At 45.4% G+C, this 20,295-nt stretch carries 13 protein-coding genes, 2 tRNA genes and 1 pseudogene; 4 read left to right on the top strand and 12 right to left on the bottom strand.

Annotation, left to right across the window (positions count from 1 at the left end; translation table 11 throughout):
- Nucleotides 1-232: 232 nt before the first annotated feature.
- A tRNA-Asp gene (locus LEP1GSC194_RS06180) sits at nt 233-306 on the bottom strand.
- A 146-nt stretch (nt 307-452) separates the two neighbouring features.
- Here LEP1GSC194_RS06180 and LEP1GSC194_RS06175 point away from each other — a divergent pair.
- Nucleotides 453-1,127: a CDP-alcohol phosphatidyltransferase family protein gene (locus tag LEP1GSC194_RS06175; protein WP_020772910.1), complete on the top strand. Its 675-nt coding sequence runs from the start codon at nt 453-455 to the stop codon at nt 1,125-1,127.
- A gap of 52 nt (nt 1,128-1,179) precedes the next feature.
- A tRNA-Leu gene (locus LEP1GSC194_RS06170) sits at nt 1,180-1,262 on the top strand.
- 65 nt (nt 1,263-1,327) lie between these two features.
- On the opposite strand, the gene LEP1GSC194_RS23565 is transcribed toward LEP1GSC194_RS06170, so the two are convergent.
- A complete protein-coding gene (locus tag LEP1GSC194_RS23565) occupies nt 1,328-1,678 on the bottom strand; it encodes a hypothetical protein (RefSeq protein WP_408605327.1) in 351 nt (116 codons plus the stop codon).
- Between the two features lie 225 nt (nt 1,679-1,903).
- Here LEP1GSC194_RS23565 and LEP1GSC194_RS21945 point away from each other — a divergent pair.
- A pseudogene (locus tag LEP1GSC194_RS21945) lies at nt 1,904-2,104 on the top strand (IS5/IS1182 family transposase); the annotation flags it as partial.
- 393 nt (nt 2,105-2,497) lie between these two features.
- Nucleotides 2,498-4,156, top strand: a complete 1,659-nt coding sequence (locus LEP1GSC194_RS06160) for an outer membrane beta-barrel protein (protein ID WP_020772833.1) — start codon at nt 2,498-2,500, stop codon at nt 4,154-4,156.
- A 485-nt stretch (nt 4,157-4,641) separates the two neighbouring features.
- Here the strand turns inward: LEP1GSC194_RS06160 and LEP1GSC194_RS06155 are convergent, their stop codons facing one another.
- The 10 genes from LEP1GSC194_RS06155 to LEP1GSC194_RS06105 form a co-directional block, all read right to left on the bottom strand.
- Nucleotides 4,642-7,977, bottom strand: coding sequence for an efflux RND transporter permease subunit (locus LEP1GSC194_RS06155; protein ID WP_020772786.1), 3,336 nt, complete (start codon nt 7,975-7,977; stop codon nt 4,642-4,644).
- Nucleotides 7,978-8,485: 508 nt separating this feature from the next.
- The gene (locus LEP1GSC194_RS06145) at nt 8,486-11,821 is read right to left on the bottom strand and encodes an efflux RND transporter permease subunit (RefSeq protein WP_020772914.1); all 3,336 of its coding nucleotides are present in this window, start codon (nt 11,819-11,821) and stop codon (nt 8,486-8,488) included.
- 5 nt (nt 11,822-11,826) lie between these two features.
- Nucleotides 11,827-12,570 (bottom strand): hypothetical protein, encoded by a 744-nt coding sequence (locus LEP1GSC194_RS06140; protein WP_020772900.1) that lies wholly within the window; start codon nt 12,568-12,570, stop codon nt 11,827-11,829.
- A 1-nt stretch (nt 12,571) separates the two neighbouring features.
- Nucleotides 12,572-13,573 (bottom strand): efflux RND transporter periplasmic adaptor subunit, encoded by a 1,002-nt coding sequence (locus tag LEP1GSC194_RS06135; protein ID WP_020772768.1) that lies wholly within the window; start codon nt 13,571-13,573, stop codon nt 12,572-12,574.
- Between the two features lie 10 nt (nt 13,574-13,583).
- The gene (locus LEP1GSC194_RS06130; protein WP_020772839.1) at nt 13,584-14,993 is read right to left on the bottom strand and encodes a TolC family protein; all 1,410 of its coding nucleotides are present in this window, start codon (nt 14,991-14,993) and stop codon (nt 13,584-13,586) included.
- Nucleotides 14,994-15,139: 146 nt separating this feature from the next.
- Nucleotides 15,140-15,517, bottom strand: coding sequence for a hypothetical protein (locus tag LEP1GSC194_RS06125; RefSeq protein ID WP_036041571.1), 378 nt, complete (start codon nt 15,515-15,517; stop codon nt 15,140-15,142).
- A gap of 100 nt (nt 15,518-15,617) precedes the next feature.
- The gene (locus LEP1GSC194_RS06120) at nt 15,618-15,995 is read right to left on the bottom strand and encodes a hypothetical protein (RefSeq protein ID WP_017808607.1); all 378 of its coding nucleotides are present in this window, start codon (nt 15,993-15,995) and stop codon (nt 15,618-15,620) included.
- 107 nt (nt 15,996-16,102) lie between these two features.
- Nucleotides 16,103-18,814: a preprotein translocase subunit SecA gene (gene secA, locus LEP1GSC194_RS06115; protein ID WP_020772854.1), complete on the bottom strand. Its 2,712-nt coding sequence runs from the start codon at nt 18,812-18,814 to the stop codon at nt 16,103-16,105.
- A gap of 136 nt (nt 18,815-18,950) precedes the next feature.
- Entirely contained in the window at nt 18,951-19,709 is a 759-nt protein-coding gene (locus LEP1GSC194_RS06110; RefSeq protein WP_020772762.1) for a type 1 glutamine amidotransferase, read from the bottom strand.
- A complete protein-coding gene (locus tag LEP1GSC194_RS06105; RefSeq protein ID WP_020772807.1) occupies nt 19,706-20,281 on the bottom strand; it encodes a TlpA family protein disulfide reductase in 576 nt (191 codons plus the stop codon). Before LEP1GSC194_RS06105 ends, LEP1GSC194_RS06110 begins: the two co-directional genes overlap by 4 nt.
- Between the last annotated feature and the right edge of the window lie 14 nt (nt 20,282-20,295).

Raw genomic sequence — 20,295 nt, 5'->3', positions numbered from 1 at the left:
AAAACTTCCGAAGCGATGCAATGCTCGGAGTGAAATAACTCGAAACTTACCTTGTGTTTGATATTTTTCCTGAAAGGTTAAAGAATTAGTTTTAAAAAAGAAAAATCTCGGAGCTGACGGGACTCGCATCGCGTTTTTACGCTTTTTACGAAAGCGAAAAACGCTCTCGCTCATAAGCTTCGAGTCCGATTTTTTTGGTTGGTGTAAGATTATTTGGAAAAGAGGAAAATTTCGGAGCTGACGGGACTCGAACCCGCGACATCCTGCGTGACAGGCAGGCACTCTAACCAGCTGAGCTACAGCTCCTTGTTCGTTTGATACTTTTTCAAAGGAACTCCTACGGTCAATCGATTTTGGTTCAGTTGACTCGAAAAATTCTATTCCGAAAATCTATTCTTTCATTTACTGGAATACAAAATTCTTCGCATAAAAATATTGGGACCCAAACAAGGATGATCGTTCAGGAAAAAAAACCTCAGGAACTTTTAGAAGATCGTATCTTTACGATTTCCAATTTTCTTTCCGTGAGCAGGGTTTTCCTCTTACCTTTTTTCATCACTTTCACAAAAACTTATATATCTTCGCCGGATAAGACGGAATTCTTACTCTATGCGATGCTTACCTGTCTTTTAGCAGTCCTCACGGATTACCTCGACGGTTTTCTTGCAAGACTTCTCCATCAAGAATCCGTACTTGGCCGATATTTGGATCCTATCTGCGACAAGATTGTGACAATCGGAGGACTTTCGGTAATCGTTCATTACTTTCGGTTTCCAATCTGGATTTTGATCGCTTACGTTATTCGAGAAATGTTAGGCGTTTGGTTGGGAAGTTTTCTTTATCTCAAGCGAGGAATTCAAGGAAAACCGAACTGGTGGGGAAAATTCGGAGTCGGACTCGTTGCGATCACCGTTCTCTGGTATATGTGTATTCCCCTTATAGAGTTTAGGATTTCCGGTGAAAGTGTTCTCAAACATCCTGAAATTTCAGGCTACATACTTGTAATGATTCTTTTCGCCGGAATCTTCGCGTATTCCAAACGTTACTGGAATATCGTATTCCATCCCGAACGAATTCAAATCGATCCTGAGGATAAAAAGACTCGGAAGAAATACGAATTGGTTTGAATGTAAGTTCCTTGACTCCCAAGGTAACTCTCGCATCCTGTCCATTGCAACCGCTCGGGTGGTGGAATTGGTAGACACGCAAGCTTGAGGTGCTTGTGCCGTTTAGGTGTAGGGGTTCGAGTCCCCTCTCGAGCAAAAAACTTTTCTTACCAACAATCAAACATTCAATCACAACAAAACTTGGGACTCGAAGCGAGCTTTTATAAAGCGTTTTGAGCTTCCATAAGAAGCGAGAAACGCTTCCGAGGAACACGATGTTCCGAGGCAAAAGCGAGACGCCGTGGAGCCAAGTCGAACAGGATGTGAGACTGCGTAACGGCGAGTCCCCCGTTTCGACAGCAGGTAAACCTCATGACCTTGCCTGTCAGACATTGACCCACGTTGCGACCCATGCGGTCTAACATTGTTGTAAAGAGAATCAGTTTTTGAAACCGTTCGAAGGAGTCCACACCGTAAGGAATCAGGTATTCGTTCTTAATGATACCATTGACTCTTTCAGCGATCGGATTTTCATAAACGTCATACACAGTGCTGTTCTTGATGTGGTTCATACCTATCAACTTCAGAAACTCTTTGGAATGATACTTACCGCCACCATCGGAATGAAAAATGACACCTGTGATCTTATGGAGGAGTTGAAAATATTTTGATCGTCTGCGTTGACGGATTAAAAGGATTCCCGGATACGATTCTATCAGTTTTCGATTATTTTCGGCGATCGATTGATATTGGATTCGTTTTAAAGAAAGTCATTTACACAGGCTTGCTGATAACACCTTTCTCATTTGAAACATGGTCACAAGATGGTTCGGAACTTTCTCAAGGGAAAAGAAGGTGATCGTATCAACGTCCTCCTATCCGCTGCCGGTTGTAATTTCAGTAAGCTACTTCGAGCTTTCTTTTTGTTCTGGATCAATTTTCTCTTTTTTTGCACGCGCCTTTTTCAAATCTCTTTTTCGCGCTACCATTTTAGTTAGATCTCTCTTTTTCAGGGACGACTAATTATGAAAAGTCCTAATCCCTTAGTGACTAAACCCTCGCCCCTTGAAACGTGGGAACTCCTACATTTTTAAACGAACGATAAAACTCGGATTTCTTCCGAGCCGTTATGGATAAAATCGGAAAAAATTTTAACCCTGACCCTTAATCCCTATCTACTGACTCCTAAAACGTGGGGACTCCGTTCCCAATTTTTGCTTAAATACAAGGCATATTTATCAATAAAAATCACATTATGTCATTCTTATTTATTTAATAAGCACTCATTTTCTTATTTCCAATAAAAATATGCCGTTTTTTTAACCAAATTTTAAATTTTAAGCGTTGGCATGCATTTTGCATAATTTGGGCATAGGAGATTTAGGAGAATGATGAGAATAAAAACAATAACCCTCGTTGCTTCCGTTCTCTGCTTGCTCGTTTCTTCTCAGGTCTTTGCCCAGACCGGAAAGAAGTCGGCAGCGGATACTTCAGTTGCCCCCGCACCGGTTTCCCAAACGGCCGAGCAGGAAGATAAAAAATGGTATGATCAAATCGAATTTTCGGGGTTCGCAGATGTGTATTACATGTACAATCTCAATCCGAAACAAGGAAACGACGTTGATGCTACCCGGGCTTTCGAAACGAGTAATAAGAACTTTGCGGTGAATGCCGTGGCTCTTACGATCCAGAAAGCGGCCGAAAAAAGTTCTCCCTGGGGTTTCAGGATCGACATTCAAAACGGTCAAAACAACGCGTTTCAGGAAGCTCCTTATTCCCAAAGCAATAGCATCTATAACTACAATATGCTCAAACAAGGATACGTAAGTTTGTATTTCCCGGTTTTAAAAGGGATGACATTGGACGTCGGTAAAATGGCGACTCACATCGGTTATGAGGTTCTCGAATCTATGAGTAATCCGAACTACTCGATAGGCGCGATCTTCCAAAATACGATCCCATTTATTCATACAGGCGCTCGTCTGACCACACAGTTCACGGATAAATGGGCGGGAACCTTTTATATCTACAACAGTGGCGGTGGTACCGGTTATAACTCTCCCGCAACTGCAACCACCGCTCCGTTGAACGTAATCACGGACCCGGCTTACAGCGGTAATGCGGCGGGAAAAAGTTATTTCGTGGAAGGTCAAACGGAAAGAAAAGCGGTCGGAACTCAGATCAAAGGTCAGTTGATCGAAGATAAACTCGCAGTCACTTGGAACACTCTTTATTCCAGCGACGGTGCCTACGCTCGCGTCGATCCTTCCAAGGCCGCTATGGCCACGGAACTAGCGAACTCTTCGGGAGATCCGAAGATCGGCTTATACAATGTGGCAAATCCGCAAAGAGCAAAATACAACAAAGACTACTGGTTCATGAATCACGCGATTCTTTCCATTACCCCTACCGATAAAATCACGATCGATTTGGATTACACTTGGAGCGAAAAAGCCGGTGGTGCGGTTACCAACGGAAGTTTAGACCAAAGAAAATACAATGTCGATGGAACCGGAGCCGAAGTCTTCAACAAAGACACTCTTTTTTGGGGTTTGAACAACAAACGGGATGTCAAGACCAATTACAAAGCTTACGGTATCTTTGCGAAGTTTAAAATCAACGAAGCCTGGGGAGTGAACGTTCGTGCCGAGTATATAGACGACAAACACAATAACGGCGCTTTGACTACTTTCAATCCTTTCATGGGTCCGAACGCTTACGTCGGTGAATTCAAAAAAGCCTCGGACCTCGCGGTTGCCGACGCGGTGGCTACGGCTCTTGCAGCGGACCCCACTTTCGGGTCCTTTGGAGTTACCAAAGAACAAATTCTCGAAGCAATGAACGACGATTATAAAAACTACGGTGGAACTAGAAACGCAGGACAGTACAAAACATTTACCGTCACTCCGGTTTGGAATTTTACCGAAAACCTATTAATCAAACTGGATCTTCGTAGAGACTGGGCAACCGGTAAACAATTCGTTGACCAAAAGGGTGAAAAAACAGATTACCAAAACGGTCTGACCCTTGGTGTTGTCGCAAAGTTCTAAGGGAGACGCGAGATCCGCTTCGTTTTAAAAGCGCCCTTGAAAAAAGGGCGTCTTTTTTTTATGCGGGTGCTGCCAAAGTTACTCTTTTCACCAATAAAACGTGGGAGTTCCCACATTTCAAGTGGTTAGGAGTTAGTCATAACGTTACCCACAAGTTGAGAAAGGTTTTAGAAGAAGAAGGATCAAAAACGCACACGTTTCAAGTGGCGAGTGATTAGGCTTTAGGGATTAGGATTTTACATACAATAAAATGCAAGTGTTCCGACAAGAATGGAGCTTGTTACTTGCAAAAAGTATGATTTTCTGATATTAGAAAAGTCTCCCGAGTCTTCCACCTCCTATTTCGCGACTTATAAAGAGCGAAATAGAGTTTCTTCACCACCATCCAAAATCAAGGGGAAACGCAATGCAACGCTCTCTATGGATCGCTCGACATGCCCAAACTTTCAACCGTCGAATCAACGCTATCGAAGAACGAAAAATCCTTACTTTTTCTTCTTTGTTTTCTTCGAGGCCGAATCTGAAGACTTCTTCTCCTTACTGGATGATGAAGTCTTTTTTGTTTCCGATAACGAATCTAAATCCTCACTTTCGTATTCTTCCAACGGGTACTGATCCAGATAAGAGTAAGGCTCGAAAGCGGGCCCTTTTTGTTTTTTATGAAGGTTGTATTCTCTTTCTCCGACAAGAATCAAATACAAAGACGGAAGTACCGTAAGAACCAATAAAAGCGCGGAGAACAACCCTCCCACGATTACGGTTGCAAGCGGCCTCTGAACGTCGGAACCCACTCCGGAGGCAAGGGTCGCTGGGATGAGTCCTAAAAGCGCCAAAAGCATCGTCATGAGCATAGGCCGGAGCTGGATCACCGCCGCTTTTTTCACGGCTTCTCTCACACTGATTTCGTCGTCTTCGTGTAATAAGTGATTGGTTCTCGATACGAAAAGAACTCCCGCCATCGTCGCGATTCCGAAAAGGGAGATAAATCCTACGCCGCCCGAAACGTTGAAATAATAACCTCTCAACAAAAGCGCGTAAATCCCTCCGACGAGAGACAAAGGAATACAGGCAAGAGCCACATACACATACTTTAGATTTTTATAAAGTAAATATAAGGCGCCAAAGATAATCGCGATCGTCAAAGGGATCACCATCGCCAAACGCGTTCCTACTCTCGCAAGATTCTCGTATTGCCCTCCGTAACGAATTTCGTAACCTTCCGGCAGTTTCACTTTTTCCTGGACCTTTTTTCTAAGTTCGGCTACGAACCCGCCCTGATCCCTTCCTCGAATATTGGTTCGAACGGTTACGGTTCTTCTTCCTTCCTGGCGAAAGATCATCGTTGGTCCGTCCTCCAAAGTAACCTTCGCCAATTCCGACAAAGGAATTCTTTCTCCTTTGGGAGAAATGATCGGCATGTTTTCGATCGCTCTCTGAGAAGTTCTATAGTCCTTGGAAAATCGAACCACGATCCCGAATCGTGCCGGGGTTTTCGGAGGGATGTCGGAAGGACCTTCGTAGAGAGTATCGATTCTCTGCATCCCGATTGCAGCTTCCACCATTTGTTGAATATCGCTTACGTTGATCCCGTAACGGGCCGCAGCCTCTCGATCGACTCGAACGGTGAGCTGAGGACTGTCGGCTTCCTGTTCGATTCCGTACTCGCTGGCCCCTTTCATTTCTTTGACGATTTCAAGAACTTCGTTCCCGATCTGTCTCATGACCTTGAGATCGTTTCCGGAAACGAAAACCGCCAAGTCCGCGATCGTTCCCATAATCGCTTCGGAAAGGTTATCCATGATCGGTTGGGAAAAACTCACTCTGGTTCCCGGAAGCCCGGCCTCCAAATCGTTTCTCATTCGGAGCAACAATTCGGTTTTGGTGATCTTTTCTTTCCAATCGTCGTAGTCTTTCAAACCTACGAGAACCTCCAAGCGGTTCGGAGGAAGAGGATCCGTTCCGTCGTCGTTTCTTCCCAACTGTGAAAGTACGACGTTGACCTGTTCGTTCTTATAGATGAGTTGTCTGATTCTCGGAATAAATTTTTTAGACTCGGGTAAGGAAATGCCAACGGGAAAGAAAATTCTTAAGTTAAAACCACCCTCGTCCATCTCGGGTAAGAATTCCGTTCCTAAGGACAGGCCGCCCACTACCAGCAAACTTCCCACGACGGAAAAACAAATCGCCACAACTCGTTTGGATCTTTCTACGAGCCACTCAATGAGCCTTTCGTATTTTCTTTCCAGCCATTCGTAAAACGGGTTATGCCATTCGATCGGACCCGGGTTCTGAGATTCGAAATAGTTGCGGTAGATGTAGGACATCATCACCGGAATTGCGGTCATCGAAAAGATGAGCGCTCCTATAATCGCAAAGGAAATCGTAAACGCCATCGGCTTGAAAAGTCTTCCCTCGATTCTTTCAAAGGAAAAGATCGGAAGATACGCAAGTACGATAATGAGGATGGAAAAAATGATTTCAGTCCCGACTTCGGACGCGGAGTCCACGGTAAATCGAATGATTCCTTTTTTCTTATCGATCGGGGACGCATCCCTGTAACGGCGCATGATGTTTTCCACCATGACCACGGCCCCGTCCACTATGATCCCGAAGTCAATGGCGCCGAGCGACAGTAAACTGGCCGGAATTCCGGTGATATTCATGAGTAAAAAGGCGAATAACATCGCGAACGGAATCGTCGCGACCACCACAAGAGAAGCTTTGACACTTCCTATAAAAAAGATCAAAACCAAACTGACAACGACCACACCTTCCACAAGCGTCTTACCGATGGTTCGAAGCGTGTAGTTTACGAGGTCGGTTCTATCGTATGTGGTTCTGATCCGAACGCCGTCCGGTAGATAATTCTCGTTGATCTCATCTACCTTGGCGCGAATCCGCTCTCCCATTATGTTTGGATCTCCCCAACGACGGATCGCAACCAAACCTTGCACGGAAGAATCCACGTCGATCAAACCTTCTTGATCGTTCTGGATCGTATAACCGAGGACGCCGCTCGGAATCGGATGGGAAATTTCCACACTTCCCAAATCTCTAATAAAGACCGGAACTCCGTTTTCGGTTTTGACTACGATGTTTTCGATATGTTTCGGCTCTCGGATCGCACCCAAGGATCGGATCGGAAATCCTTGTTCCCCTTGTAAGAGTAAGTTACCTCCGGTGTTGAGATTGTTTCGTTGAATCGCTTCGATTACGTCGTTGATCGTAAGTTTATATCGAATCAATTTATCCGGTGTGGTGACTACGTGATATTGTTTCGGTAATCCTCCGAAAGTTACGACATCCGCGATTCCTGGAATTCCGAGCATCTTGGGCATGATTACCCAATCCTGAATCGTTCTGAGTTCCATCGAAGTATGATTGGACTTCGACTCTACGATGTATCTGTAGATTTCACCTACGGGAGAACTCATTGGGCCGAGAGTCGGCTCCACTTCTGCGGGAATATCCGCGTCCCGAACCCTTTCTAAAAGACGGGTTCTCGCAAAATAATCGTCCGTTCCGTCCTCGAACACGAATTGAAATACAACAAGACCGTTGATCGTCCTGGATCTTCTGACCGCAACCTTCGGAATTGCATTCAATACCCTTTCGATCGGAATGGTAATCCGTTCTTCCACTTCCACTGCGGCTTTTCCTGGAAACTTCGCGATCAGTCGCACTTGAGTGTCGGCTATATCGGAATATGCTTCTTTTCTAATATCGACCCAAGCCCAGATCCCGAAAACGATCGCGGCGGCAGAGGCGATCAATGTCGCAAGACGAAAACGAAGTACCCCTTCGAGTAAATTTCGGATCATGATTTAATTCCTCACATTAATGAACTCAACTCGGGGTAGCGGAATTCGGGTTTATCAAAACGAAAATAAAAACGGGCTAAAAAGTCCGGCGCTGAACGCAGATACGGCAAATGGATGTACAATTTGGCGTTTTGGAACAACAAAAAGTCGTATTTCAAATTGAAACTTTCCGAAAATCCGGTCCGTTGTCGCTCGTTGAAATATTTGAATTTGTCAGGGAAAATGATTCAAACGCCGCCAGACCGCAAGCATTTTTTGTTGGAAAGGAAAGGGTTATAAAAAGGAAGTCTCGGAGTTTTTGAGACCGGTCGGTATTACCGATTGGAACCGTCAAAGAAACGTAATCGCGGGGTCAAACGCACATTTTGGAAATTCTAAAATGAAGCTAAACTATGTTTGATGAAAAGTGCAAATATAGATTGAACTTAAGAATTTGGTGGATTTTCGGCGAGAAGGAATTCCCCGCTTTGTCTTTCTAAAAACCAAGCGGTCTATCCAATGGCAAAACTTATCGTGTATTTTTTCGAATCGTCTTTGTCTTTACGGACTTTTGCTTTTTACCGTTTTTCTCATCCGGCGTTACGTTCGTTTCTTCTTCATAACCGGATAACGTAAGAATGTTTGAATCTTCCGAAAAGGAACTATAATCGGTAGAATCCTGAGAAGGACTCGTTTTTTTCAAGTCATCGTTAGTTCCCATGACCAAAATATAAAGACTCGGCATTACGGTTAATACTAAGAAAAGCGCGGAAGCCAAACCGCCCACCATTACGGTAGCGAGCGGTCTTTGTACATCCGAACCGACTCCGGACGCCATCGTCGCGGGAATGAGCCCCAACAAGGCAAGTAACATCGTCATCAAACGAGGTCGAAGTTGAGTGACTGCGGAAAGAATAGCAGCCTCTCTTACCGTCATGTTCAAATCGTCATATCGAAGGTGATTCGCTTTGGAAACAAACAAGATTCCGGCCATGGTTGCGATTCCGAATAGGGAGATAAAACCCACACCCGCAGAAACGTTAAAATAATATCCTCGGGCTAGAAGCGCGTAAATTCCCCCTAAGAGAGAAAGAGGAATACAAGAAAGCGCGACGATCACCGACTTCAAATCTCGATAAAGCATAAACAAAAGTCCGAAGATGATTCCGATCGTAACCGGGATCACGATCGCGAGCTGTTTTCCAACACGGGCCAGGTTTTCATACTGACCTCCGTATCGGACTTCAAATCCTTCCGGAATCTTAACTTCTTTTTTCACCCTCTGTTGCAATTCGGCGACAAAACCCCCTTGATCTCGACCCCTTACGTTCAAACGAACCGTAAGAGTCCGTTTTCCGTCCTGCCTAAAGATCATCGTCGGAGAATCTTCTTGTGTGATGTCCGCTAGTTGAGAGAGGGGAATTCTTTCTCCCTTCGGAGAAATAATCGGGATGTTTGCGATCTCTCTTGCGGACTGGCGATAGTCTTTTGCAAAACGAACCGCGATTCCAAACAGAGCCCGGTCTTTCGGAGGAGTGTCCATCGGACCTTCGTATAAATAACTGATCGGTTCCATACCGACCGCAGCCTCGATCACGTTCTGTATATCGCTGATATTGATTCCGTAACGAGCGGCGACCGCTCTTTTGAGACGGATGACCAGCTGAGGAGCCGGCCCTTCCTGTTCGATTCCGTATTCGCTGGCTCCCTTCATCTTCGAAACGATATCTAAAATCTGTTGTGAAATATCACGCATCACCGTCAGGTCCTGACCGGAAACGAAAACGGCCAAGTCGGCGATCGTTCCCATGATCGCCTCGGAAAGGTTGTCCATGATCGGCTGTGAAAAGCTCACCTTCACACCGGGTAATCCTTCTTCGAGTTCGTTTCTCATACGGATCAAAAGTTGTTCCTTGGTGATTTTTTCGTTCCAGTTTTTATAGTCTTTCAATCCGACGTAGACTTCCAATCGGTTCGGAGGAAGAGGATCGGTTCCGTCGTCGTTTCTTCCATACTGAGAAAGAATCATGTTGACCTGTTCGTTTTTGTAGATCATAGCCCGGATCTTGGGAACGAACTTCTTAGCTTCGGGAAGAGAAATTCCCACCGGAAAATAAAGTCTGAGCGTAAATCCGCCCTCGTCGAGGGAAGGAAGAAATTCCGTTCCGAGAGACATCATACCCACAACCAAAAGTCCGGTAACTCCCGTAAAAGCGACGGTCACGACTCTCTTGGATCGATCGACTAAATAATGTACGACCTTTTCATACGATCTTTCCATCCATTCGTAAACTGGATTGTGCCATTCGATCGGTCCCGGATTCTTCGATTCAAAATATTTCCGATAAAAGAAAGACATGAGAACCGGAACAACGGTCATCGTGAACAATAAGGCTCCGAAAATCGCAAACGACAACGTGAAGGCCATCGGTTTGAAAAGTCTTCCTTCGATTCTTTCAAACGAAAAAATAGGAAGATAAGCGAGAATGATGATTAAAATCGCGAACAAAACCTCCGTTCCGACCTCGGTCGCGCAGTCGTACGTAAATCGAACGATTCCCTTTTGTTTATCGGCGGGAGAGGCGTTCTTATAACGGCGCATGATGTTCTCAACCATCACGACCGCGCTATCCACTACGATCCCGAAGTCGACCGCACCGAGAGACAAAAGGCTCGCGGAAATGCCGGAAGAATTCATCATCGTAAACGAGAATAAAAGCGCGAACGGAATCGTCGCGACCACAACGATAGAAGCTCTCAAACTTCCGATAAAAAAGATCACGACTAAACTTACGACTCCGATCCCTTCCAACAGAGTTGTTCCGACCGTTCTCAGAGTATATTTTACTAAATCGCCCCGATCATAAGTATTTCTAATTCGAGTTCCTTCGGGCATGTATCGATCGTTGATCTCTTGGACCTTAGCGCGAACCCGCTCTCCAAAGGCGTTCGGCTCCACCCATCTTCTCATGGCGACAAGACCTTGAACGGCGGAATCTACGTCGATCAATCCTTCTTGATCGTTTTGGACCGTATAACCCAAAACACCGCTCGGAATCGGATGTGAAATTTCCACCGAGCCGATGTCTTTCACGAAAACCGGCACGCCGTTGACCGTTTTTACTACGATGTCTTCGATATCTTCCGGACTTCGAATCGCACCGAGGGAACGGATCGGGAGAGACTGCTCTCCTTGCAAAAGAAAGTTTCCACCCGTATTCAGGTTGTTACTTTTGATTGCGTCGATCAGGTCGCTCACGGTCACGTTATAACGAATTAATTTTTCCGGAGAAGTCACGACGTGAAATTGTTTCGGCAAACCTCCGAAGGTAACCACGTCCGCAATCCCGGAAACCTGGAGTAACTTCGGAATTACGATCCAATCCTGAATCGTGCGTAAATCCATCGGAGTATGATTTCCGGTCGTCGATTCGATTACGTATCGATATACTTCTCCGACGGGAGAACTCATAGGCGCGAGCGTAGGAGTCACTTCTTCCGGAATGACCGCGTCTCTGACCTTTTCCATCAAACGCATACGCGCGAAGTAATCGTCCGTGCCTTCTTCAAATACGAACTGAAATACGACGAGCCCGTTGATCGTTCTGGATCTCCTTACGATTAAGTTCGGAGTGGAATGAAGGACCCGCTCGATCGGCATCGTTACCCTTTCTTCCACTTCCAAGGTCGCCTTTCCCGGAAACTTTGCGACGAGACGAACCTGAGTGTCAGCGATGTCGGAATAGGCTTCTTTACGAATGTCGATCCAGGACCAAACACCGATCGCCAGAGAAAGAACGGCGGCGGCTAACGTAAAAAATCTGTATCGAAGCGCCGACTCTATGATTAAGTTTAGAATTTTCATGGATATTATCTAGTATCAAACAAATAGCCGACCTGAATGAGAAGCTGAGGATTTTTATAATCTCCCTTACCAATTCCCGCACCCACTTGGAGGAAAAAGTTACCGAGCAAAAAGTCGTAAGTCAAACCTACGTACTGTTGATTCAAATGAACCTTTTGTCTGTCGCGGCTTTCGTGTTCGAGATATAGGGCCAAATCCGGGCTTTGTTCCGTGACGTAAGAACGTAGGAGCAAATCCTCATACGTAGGATCTCTGTGTGTGTAACCGGGAAACGACGAACCGCTCGGATAAGAATTTTGACCGCCTCGGCCGATTTCCGGTTGAAACGGATCCACTTCAAATCTTCCGAATACAATAGAAACGCTATGTGCGATTACGGGAGTTTTCCAAAAACTATAACCGATATCGACCTGTCCTCCCCACCAATGAGGATTCCACCTTCCGCCGGAAACTCTAAGTACTATATCTTTGTAATAGTAACCGAGATTGAGATTGATACTTCCCGGAGATCCTATGCTCGCGCCGTATACGAGAAAGTTTGTGGACTTCGCAAGAGGTTTGCCTTTGAGAATGTCCTCGCTCGATTCCTCCTTTCCGAATCTCGTCTTTCGATCCGGATCATCCGTCCACTCGGGAGAAACATCGTCCTTGGAATCGGAATTGTATTTCTGATTTTGGCTCTGGGCCAAAATAGAAACATTCAAAAACCCTAATAATACAAATAGGACTAAGAATTTCAAATGTTTCATGTTAAAAGCCGAAACTGAGTCCCTTCAAAAGAATCGAACCTTGAACGACCACTCTGTCGCCCTTAGTCAACCCTTCGATAACGTTTACACGATCCATTGAGGAAATACCCAAGGTCACTTCGCGTCTGGTGAACTCATGCGGAGATTCCTCCACAAAAACGTAGTTCTGACCTTCGACGGTAACGATCGCATTGAATGGAACCACGACCGTATCACCCGCCGTATCTTCCGGAAATTTAACGTTCGCGAACATGCCCGGTTTTAATTTAAACCCGGAGTTGGTAATTAAAATTCGAACCTTTACGGTTCTCGTCATAGGGTCCACGTTATCGCCCAGGGCTTCTGCGGTGCCGGTCCATTCTTCGCTGGGAAAGGAAGAAAAACGAACCTTAACTCGTTTTCCTTTTTTCAATTTAGAAAGTTGAGATTCGGGAACGTCGCTGATAATCCAAGCGCTCTGAGCTCCGGATCTACCGAGGAGCGCGGGATTGAGTCCCACAGCTCTGAGTTTCCCTTCGTATTCTGCAAGTTCCGCCTCGTCGTTGTTCTGTTGTGTATCCGCTTCGACCAAATCCTTTTCGGTGGCGACCCTGTGTTTGAACATATCCTTGATCCGTTCGTGATTTTTAACGGAACGATTCAGGCTGTTTCGAGAATGAACGTAACCGACGTAAAGATCGTTGAGTTCCGAGGATTCAAAAAGAATGATTCTTTCTCCTCCGCTCACGGAAGGAGAAGTCGAGGCGATCAATCGAGCCGGAGCGTCCACGTTGATGAACTCTCCGTCCTTTCCGATCTCCTTGATTTTTATGATCTCAAGACCGGGACTGTTCTCTTTGAATTCGATTTTTTCTCCGTTGTCGGAAATGATCGGTTTGCTCGGAGGAACTTTTGCCTTCTTGTCGCCTCGGTTGGATAGGCTCAAAATCGCGAAGGATACGATGGCGATGATTGCGGCCGATCCTGTGATTAATATGGTTTTTTTGGTAAAATGTATCTTCATGTCAATATCCTCACTTATCTTCCGTTGCAGGTGGGGAGAGTTTCGGAATGAGAACTCCCTGCCCCACGGAAAAATTAACTCCTTCGATCGCGTCCATACGATCGGTCTGTAATTTTAGCATTTCCACAACGCTGGAACGATAGGTTTCAAAAAAATCCGTAAATTCCAATATCGTAATATAACGTTTTTCGTAACTGAGAATCATATCCTTGGAAAGATCGGTGTATTCTTTCGTATAAGTGTTTCTGAATTTTTTGTAGAGTTCGTCCTTGATCTTGGCGGTTTCGATGGAAACTGCGACCTCGTTTTCGACTTCCAAAAGCGTGTTTTTAAGTTCTTGTTTTTTGGAAAGAATCGCTTTTTCGGACGCCTTGATGTTTCCCTGATTTCTATCAAAGATAGGAATGTTCAACTGAGCTGTGATCCCCCAATAGTTCTGGAAAGCCGTTCCCCCTCTGTTGTACATAGGACCGAAGGCAAGATCGGGAATCGCGTTCGCGTGTTGCAATTCCAAGTTCGCTTCTTCGTAACGAAGAGCTTGGATGGCTTTTTTGAGATCCGGTCTTTTATTACGAGCCAGTTCCAACAGGTCGTCTCGTTTCAATCTTCCCGGTTCGAGAATATCCAGTTGATTTTCGACGAGCATCGGAACGATTTTTATATCCGCGCTTCGGAAAGAATCGTCGTTTAACAAAACCCGCAGATCCGCTTCTCTTTCCAAAATTCGAATATTCAATTCTTCTCTTTCTTTTTTAAGAAAGAAATACAGGGCTTTCAAACGGAGAACTTCCGCTTGCAGAATCGCTCTTCTTTTGTAACCCATTTCGGCGGAAGTTACGGTTCTGCCTAACGCTTCCAAACTCTGATCGTAAAAAGAAATCGCTTGTCTATAGTAGTAAATCGCGTAGAATAATTTTCTAAGTTTACTTACAAGTTCCCGAGCGAGGTCGTAGAATTCCTGCTCACCCATTCTCGCGTTCAGTTCGGCTACGCGTACCCTTTTACCGATTTTTCCGCCTAACAAGAAAAGCTGCTGGATCTGAACCACGGTTTGTCCCGAACGGGAAAAGTCGAAGTAACGTTGAGTCGGTTCCGCAAAAATACTCTGATCGATAAAGATGTTCGGATTCGCATAGAGTCCCGCCTGTTCGATTCCGGCCTTGCGCGCATCAATGTTGAAACGAGACGCGAGCAAGAGTAAATTGTTTTTCCAGAGTTTTTCTTCCGCGGTCTTAAGATCCAAAGTTCTCTCTTTATCCGGAGAAACTTCCGGAGCCTCGCGTAGAATCGGATTCTCCGATTGTGTCGGAGATTCCGGGATACCGAGTCCGGGATCTTGGTACGAAGACGAACCTTTCGATTCCTCCGGCAGGATCGGATGTATCCAAAGAATGAGTAATAGCGTGAAAATCTTTCTCATAAGTTTTCCAAGTTTGTATGTTTGCGTATCAAGTTGTACGGTTCTCCGAGATTGTTTTCATTACCTTTCGCTTCGGGGTTAGTGCTATGCACCAAAATAACAAAATCTAAACCGAGCCGTTTAAAAACCGAGTTTAGAAGGATGTATCAAACGATAGGTGGAGGTAAGTTTAGGAGCAGTGAAGAAAGTAAATAGCTAAAGTGCGTTTTAGGCGCAGTGAACTTTCCAAAAAAGAAATAATTTTCCGTTTTGGAAAGTTCGAAAAAGCCGGAGAATACGAGATCTAAAAAATCGTAACGTCCTCTTGGACAAATGGCGAGATCTCTGGTTTCGATGCCGGATTGAATTTCGGAACGCGTTTTAGGATATGATTGACTGTGAATCCTTTTCGCAAGAGCGGAATGAACTTCACCACCTCGAACGTCTAAAAATGCGAGATCAAAGGTTCCATCTTCCTCGCACGGCAATACGATCACCGCAGTCAGAACCAAAATCAGCAATCGATGGATCCAATGGACCTTCATTCAATCCACGATTCTAAGGTAGGATAAGGCTTACAAACGTTTTTCGATTTTTAATGCTTAAAAAGGCGACAACATTTCCACTTTTTGGGTTTTAATCCAATCACGGAGCCACGTGTTCAACGCGTACTACCGTCCCATTTCGCATTAAAACTCGGATTTCCAAATCCGGTTTTGCGCCCGGTTTGTATCGACTGATCGGTCTCGTATAAACAAAGGCTTCGATGCTGTTGGTTCTAAACTGAATCTGATCGGGATTTCCCAAGAATTCTTTCACAAAAATTCGATTCTGTCCCTGTAATGTGTCCTTGATCTCGGACCTGAGTCTCAGATTTTTTTCAATCTCCGGATCCAGAGCTCGTTCGGAAACGGTTCGGCTTTCTTCCACTTTCGCTTGAGAGGAACTTTCCGTTTTGTCGGAACCTATAAGTTGTTTAAGAACCAGCTTTTCGCATTTTTCCCGATCTCCGAAGGTCTCCATACAATCGGCGTAGATTTGTTTTGCGGAACCTTTTGGGGGCGACGTCGTAAAACAGGAAACGAGAATTCCCGATCCGCAAACTACAACGAATGTGAAAAAAGGAAATCTCAGCGTTTCCTTCTCCGACTCGTTTTTCTTTCGGTTCCTCCGCCGGAACTGACCGTTACGGTGGAACGAGATTGATTGGAAGTTCCGCCCGTAAGTTCTTGAAATCCTCCGGTCACTTCCCGACCCACTTTTTTATATTCCCGTTTTTCTTCGGGTGGTTTGGAATTTTCCGACACTTCCACGCGGAATAAAAAGTTTACGACTTCGTTTTTCAGATTTTCGATCGCAACGTCGAACATTCTAAAACCTTGAAGTTTGTATTCAACGAGAGGATTTCTTTCGCTATAACCTACGGTCCAGATTCCTTCTCTCAGATGATCCATAGAATAGAGATGTTCTTTCCAGCGATGATCCAAGATATCCAGGAAAATATTTCTTTCGAGAAGTTTCCAAATATCCTTACCGATACTTTCGGCTCGGCCCTCGTATCTTTGTTTTGCGGCCGCATTGATCGTATCAAACAAGGCGAGCTGAGGATTTTTGGTTTTCTTAAAATCTTCTTCTTTGATTTTAACGTCGAGGTCTAAAGTTCCCAGCCATTCGTTCAGCGCTTCCAGATTCCAAGCGGAAGGATTGTTTCCTTCGCAGTATATTACGATTTGATTCTCCACGGCCTCTTCGATAAAACCGCCGATCAAAGGAGAAATGTCTTCGTTTTCGAGAACCTCGTTTCTCATCTTGTAGATTACGATTCTTTGGCGGTTCATCACGTCGTCGTATTCCAAAAGGTGTTTCCGAATATCGAAGTTATGACCTTCCACCCTTTTCTGCGCTCTGGCGATCGCGTTACTCACCATTTTGCTTTCGATCTCTTGGCCTTCGGGCATGTTCGCCCATTTCATTAAGCCCGAAATCCGATCCGAACCGAAAATCCGCATCAGATCGTCTTGAAGAGACAAATAAAAACGGCTGGAACCGGGATCTCCCTGTCGACCGGAACGCCCGCGAAGCTGGTTGTCGATCCGTCTCGCTTCGTGCCTTTCCGTTCCTAGAATATGAAGACCGCCGGCGGCAATCACGTCTTCGTGATTTTTTTTCCAAATTTTTATCGACTGAAGGATTTCGTTCGCCCTTTTTTGTTTCGCGCCGGAATCCATTTTCTGAACGACCGACTCGGCGTTTTCCAATTCTTGTTTTAAAATCGATTTCTTAAACTCTCTTATAAGATCGTCTTCGTCCTTCCAGGTTTCCAAATTCTCCTTATAGGGCTGCGCTCCTCCGAGAACGATGTCGGTTCCCCTTCCCGCCATATTGGTCGCGATCGTGACCGCACCGGGTTTTCCAGCGTTAGCGACAATCTCCGCTTCTTTTTCGTGGAACTTAGCGTTCAAGACGCTATGTTGGATCCCGGCGGATGCGAGCATCCTGGAAAGAACTTCGGATTTTTCGATGGAGATCGTTCCTACGAGAACAGGTTGTTTTTTGGATTGGAGTTCCCGGATTTCGGCGAGGATCGCTTCAAATTTTTCCTTTTCGGTCCTATAAACACGATCGGGAAAATCCTTTCTCTGAACCGTCACGTTAGGCGGAATTACGGTAACGTCCAAATTGTAGATTTTCTTAAATTCCTCCGCTTCTGTGTCCGCGGTTCCGGTCATACCAGCGAGTTTATCGTACATCCTGAAATAATTTTGGAACGTAATGGAAGCGAGGGTTTGGGATTCTTTCGCGATCGTCACAGCTTCCTTCGCTTCGAGAGCTTGGTGAAGTCCGTCCGAATATCTTCTACCTTCCATAGGACGACCCGTAAATTCGTCTATGATCACAACTTCACCGTTTCGAACGATGTAATCCACGTCCTGCTGAAAGATCTTATGCGCTTTCAGAGCTTGGTGAACGTGATGCACCAGATCCACGTTTTCGGGAGCGTAGAGGTTTTCGATCCCCAGAATCTCTTCCACGTGAGAAACGCCTCTTTCGGAAAGAAGCACGTTACGCGCCTTTTCGTCCACCTCGAAGTCTTCCGTTACAATCAACTTAGGGACGATCTTATTGATACGAACGTATTTGTCGGTCGCTTCGTCCGAAGAACCGGAAATGATCAAAGGAGTTCTCGCTTCGTCGATCAGAATCGAGTCTACCTCGTCCACGATCGCGAAAAAATGGGATCTCTGAACCTTATGATCCCTGTGAGAAACCATATTGTCTCTCAGATAATCAAAACCGAATTCGTTGTTGGTTCCGTACGTAATGTCCGCCCCATAAGCGGCTTTTCTTTGTTCGTGATCCATATCGTGTTGAATCACTCCTACGGAAATTCCAAGAAAGTCGTAGATCGGCTTCATCCAGTTCGCGTCCCGTTTGGCGAGATAGTCGTTTACGGTAACGACGTGAACTCCCTTTCCGGCAAGAGCGTTCAGATAAACGGCGAGAGTCGAAGTCAGGGTTTTTCCTTCCCCGGTTTTCATCTCCGCGATATTACCGCCGTGGAGGGCAATCCCTCCCATCATCTGAACGTCGAAATGTCTCATTCCCATCGTACGAAGGGAAACCTCTCTCACCGTGGCAAATGCCTCGGGAAGAATGGAATCCAAGGATTCGCCCCGAGCGATCCTCTCTCGAAATTCAATCGTTTGAGAAGAGAGTTGGGAATCGTTCATCCCTTTCATTCTTTCTTCCAAAGAATTGATCTGTACGACGATCGGGATGAGTTTTTTCAAGTCTCGTTCGAATTTACTTCCGAGAATGACCCGGAGAATGTTTTGAATCATATTCATTTTTCCGTATATTCTATCATTTGAATTATTGCTTTTAAGATCATCAAGTCGAAATCCGATCCAAACCCGAGCGAGGTTCGAAAAGGTCGTGTTCCAAACCTTCGCGGCTCTCGAACTCCACTAAGTTTAATCATCCGTTTCCGGCCGCAACTGCGCCGGGGCTTTGCGGAGTAAAAACAGACCGATTGGATGTAGTGTCGGGTGTAAGATCGAGGATCGCTCCGAAAATTCTGCGTCCCACGTTCTCCATTTGAGACCTCAAAACCTCCGTTTCCGGTCCGGGAACCCAACCGGCAGAACGGATAAAGTCCGAATGTACCGTCTGCCAGACCTGGAGCATGGAAGCCGTAACTTCCAGATGGCACTGAATTCCAAAAATTCGATCCTGAAAGGAAAACATCTGATCGGAATACATCTCGCTCGTTAAAAGATGTTTTGCTCCTTGTGGGATCGAAAACACGTCTTCGTGGAGATGAAACGCAGGAAAGGAAGAGATTCCGTCGAAAAGGAAAGGAGAAGGTTCCCGAACCTGAACGTCGTAAAAACCTACCTCGGGACCTTTTTCGCCCCGCCGGACTTCCCCACCGAGCGCCTTGGAAATGATTTGCGAACCGAGGCAAATTCCGAACACTTTGCGATTCGGCATCGATGCCGCATAACGCACTAAGTTGAGCCAAGGTTCGAAAAAACGAGAAAGCGCAGGATCTTCGACGGACTGGGGTCCTCCCAAAAGAACGATCAGATCGAAAACCAAATGTGCGTCCGGAAGCGGTTGCAATCGAGGATCGTACGCGTTGTGATAGGTGATTCTATAATTTCTTTCCTTTAAGGAATCGAGTAAAATTCCGGGCCCTTCGCAATCCTTAAATCGAACGATTAAACTTCTCATGAAGATCCGGCCATCCTTTTGAAAAAAAGAACCTTCTGATCCGCGCTCAACCTCTGCGGATTGGACTCCTCGCTGATCGGTCCGATAAAATTGTAATAGAGCAGGAAAGGTTTCGTTTTAAAAAGAAGCGTTTCGGGAGTTCCCGTAACAATAGAATCCGTTCTACTCACTCGAAACGGTTTTTTCATTAGAATTGTAGGAACTTGAATTCCGTATTTCCGAATTTCCTCTTTTACCAAAGGAACCGCCTTGGTCAGTAACTCTTCTTCCGACATCGTTTCCGGTTCGTCAAAGAAAAGAGCCGGATCCACCGCCATATAGAATCGGATCTTCGAGTCTTTTTGCAATTCCTGGTAGAGATAGTTGAGCGCCGGAATTTCTTTGATACAAGGAATACAGTTCGGTCCGTACACGTTTAAAACCAAACGAGACGCCGCCACCTCCGAAAGTCGGACCGGTTTTCCGTCCAGAGTAATTCCTTGAAATTCCTGAACTCCCAGATTGGGTTGTTCCGACAACGCGCAATGGATTTCCAGTAAGCTTAAAATGAGGCAGAGAAAAATTCGGTTCATTAATTACACACAAC

Source organism: Leptospira alstonii serovar Sichuan str. 79601 (genome assembly GCF_000347175.1).
In the GTDB taxonomy this organism is placed as follows: domain Bacteria; phylum Spirochaetota; class Leptospiria; order Leptospirales; family Leptospiraceae; genus Leptospira; species Leptospira alstonii.
The sequence above is the reverse complement of the archived record's forward strand: the minus strand, read 5'-3'. Positions and strand labels throughout refer to the sequence as shown.

What these genes read in the sequence shown, in the direction of transcription:
- LEP1GSC194_RS06130 (WP_020772839.1), bottom strand. Translation starts at nt 14,993, where the DNA reads ATGAGAAAGATTTTCACGCTATTACTCATTCTTTGGATACATCCGATC.
- LEP1GSC194_RS06135 (WP_020772768.1), bottom strand. Translation starts at nt 13,573, where the DNA reads ATGAAGATACATTTTACCAAAAAAACCATATTAATCACAGGATCGGCC.
- LEP1GSC194_RS23565 (WP_408605327.1), bottom strand. Translation starts at nt 1,678, where the DNA reads ATGAACCACATCAAGAACAGCACTGTGTATGACGTTTATGAAAATCCG.
- LEP1GSC194_RS06160 (WP_020772833.1), top strand. Translation starts at nt 2,498, where the DNA reads ATGAGAATAAAAACAATAACCCTCGTTGCTTCCGTTCTCTGCTTGCTC.
- LEP1GSC194_RS06145 (WP_020772914.1), bottom strand. Translation starts at nt 11,821, where the DNA reads ATGAAAATTCTAAACTTAATCATAGAGTCGGCGCTTCGATACAGATTT.
- LEP1GSC194_RS06105 (WP_020772807.1), bottom strand. Translation starts at nt 20,281, where the DNA reads ATGAACCGAATTTTTCTCTGCCTCATTTTAAGCTTACTGGAAATCCAT.
- LEP1GSC194_RS06140 (WP_020772900.1), bottom strand. Translation starts at nt 12,570, where the DNA reads ATGAAACATTTGAAATTCTTAGTCCTATTTGTATTATTAGGGTTTTTG.
- LEP1GSC194_RS06120 (WP_017808607.1), bottom strand. Translation starts at nt 15,995, where the DNA reads ATGGAGACCTTCGGAGATCGGGAAAAATGCGAAAAGCTGGTTCTTAAA.
- secA (WP_020772854.1), bottom strand. Translation starts at nt 18,814, where the DNA reads ATGATTCAAAACATTCTCCGGGTCATTCTCGGAAGTAAATTCGAACGA.
- LEP1GSC194_RS06110 (WP_020772762.1), bottom strand. Translation starts at nt 19,709, where the DNA reads ATGAGAAGTTTAATCGTTCGATTTAAGGATTGCGAAGGGCCCGGAATT.
- LEP1GSC194_RS06155 (WP_020772786.1), bottom strand. Translation starts at nt 7,977, where the DNA reads ATGATCCGAAATTTACTCGAAGGGGTACTTCGTTTTCGTCTTGCGACA.
- LEP1GSC194_RS06175 (WP_020772910.1), top strand. Translation starts at nt 453, where the DNA reads ATGATCGTTCAGGAAAAAAAACCTCAGGAACTTTTAGAAGATCGTATC.
- LEP1GSC194_RS06125 (WP_036041571.1), bottom strand. Translation starts at nt 15,517, where the DNA reads ATGAAGGTCCATTGGATCCATCGATTGCTGATTTTGGTTCTGACTGCG.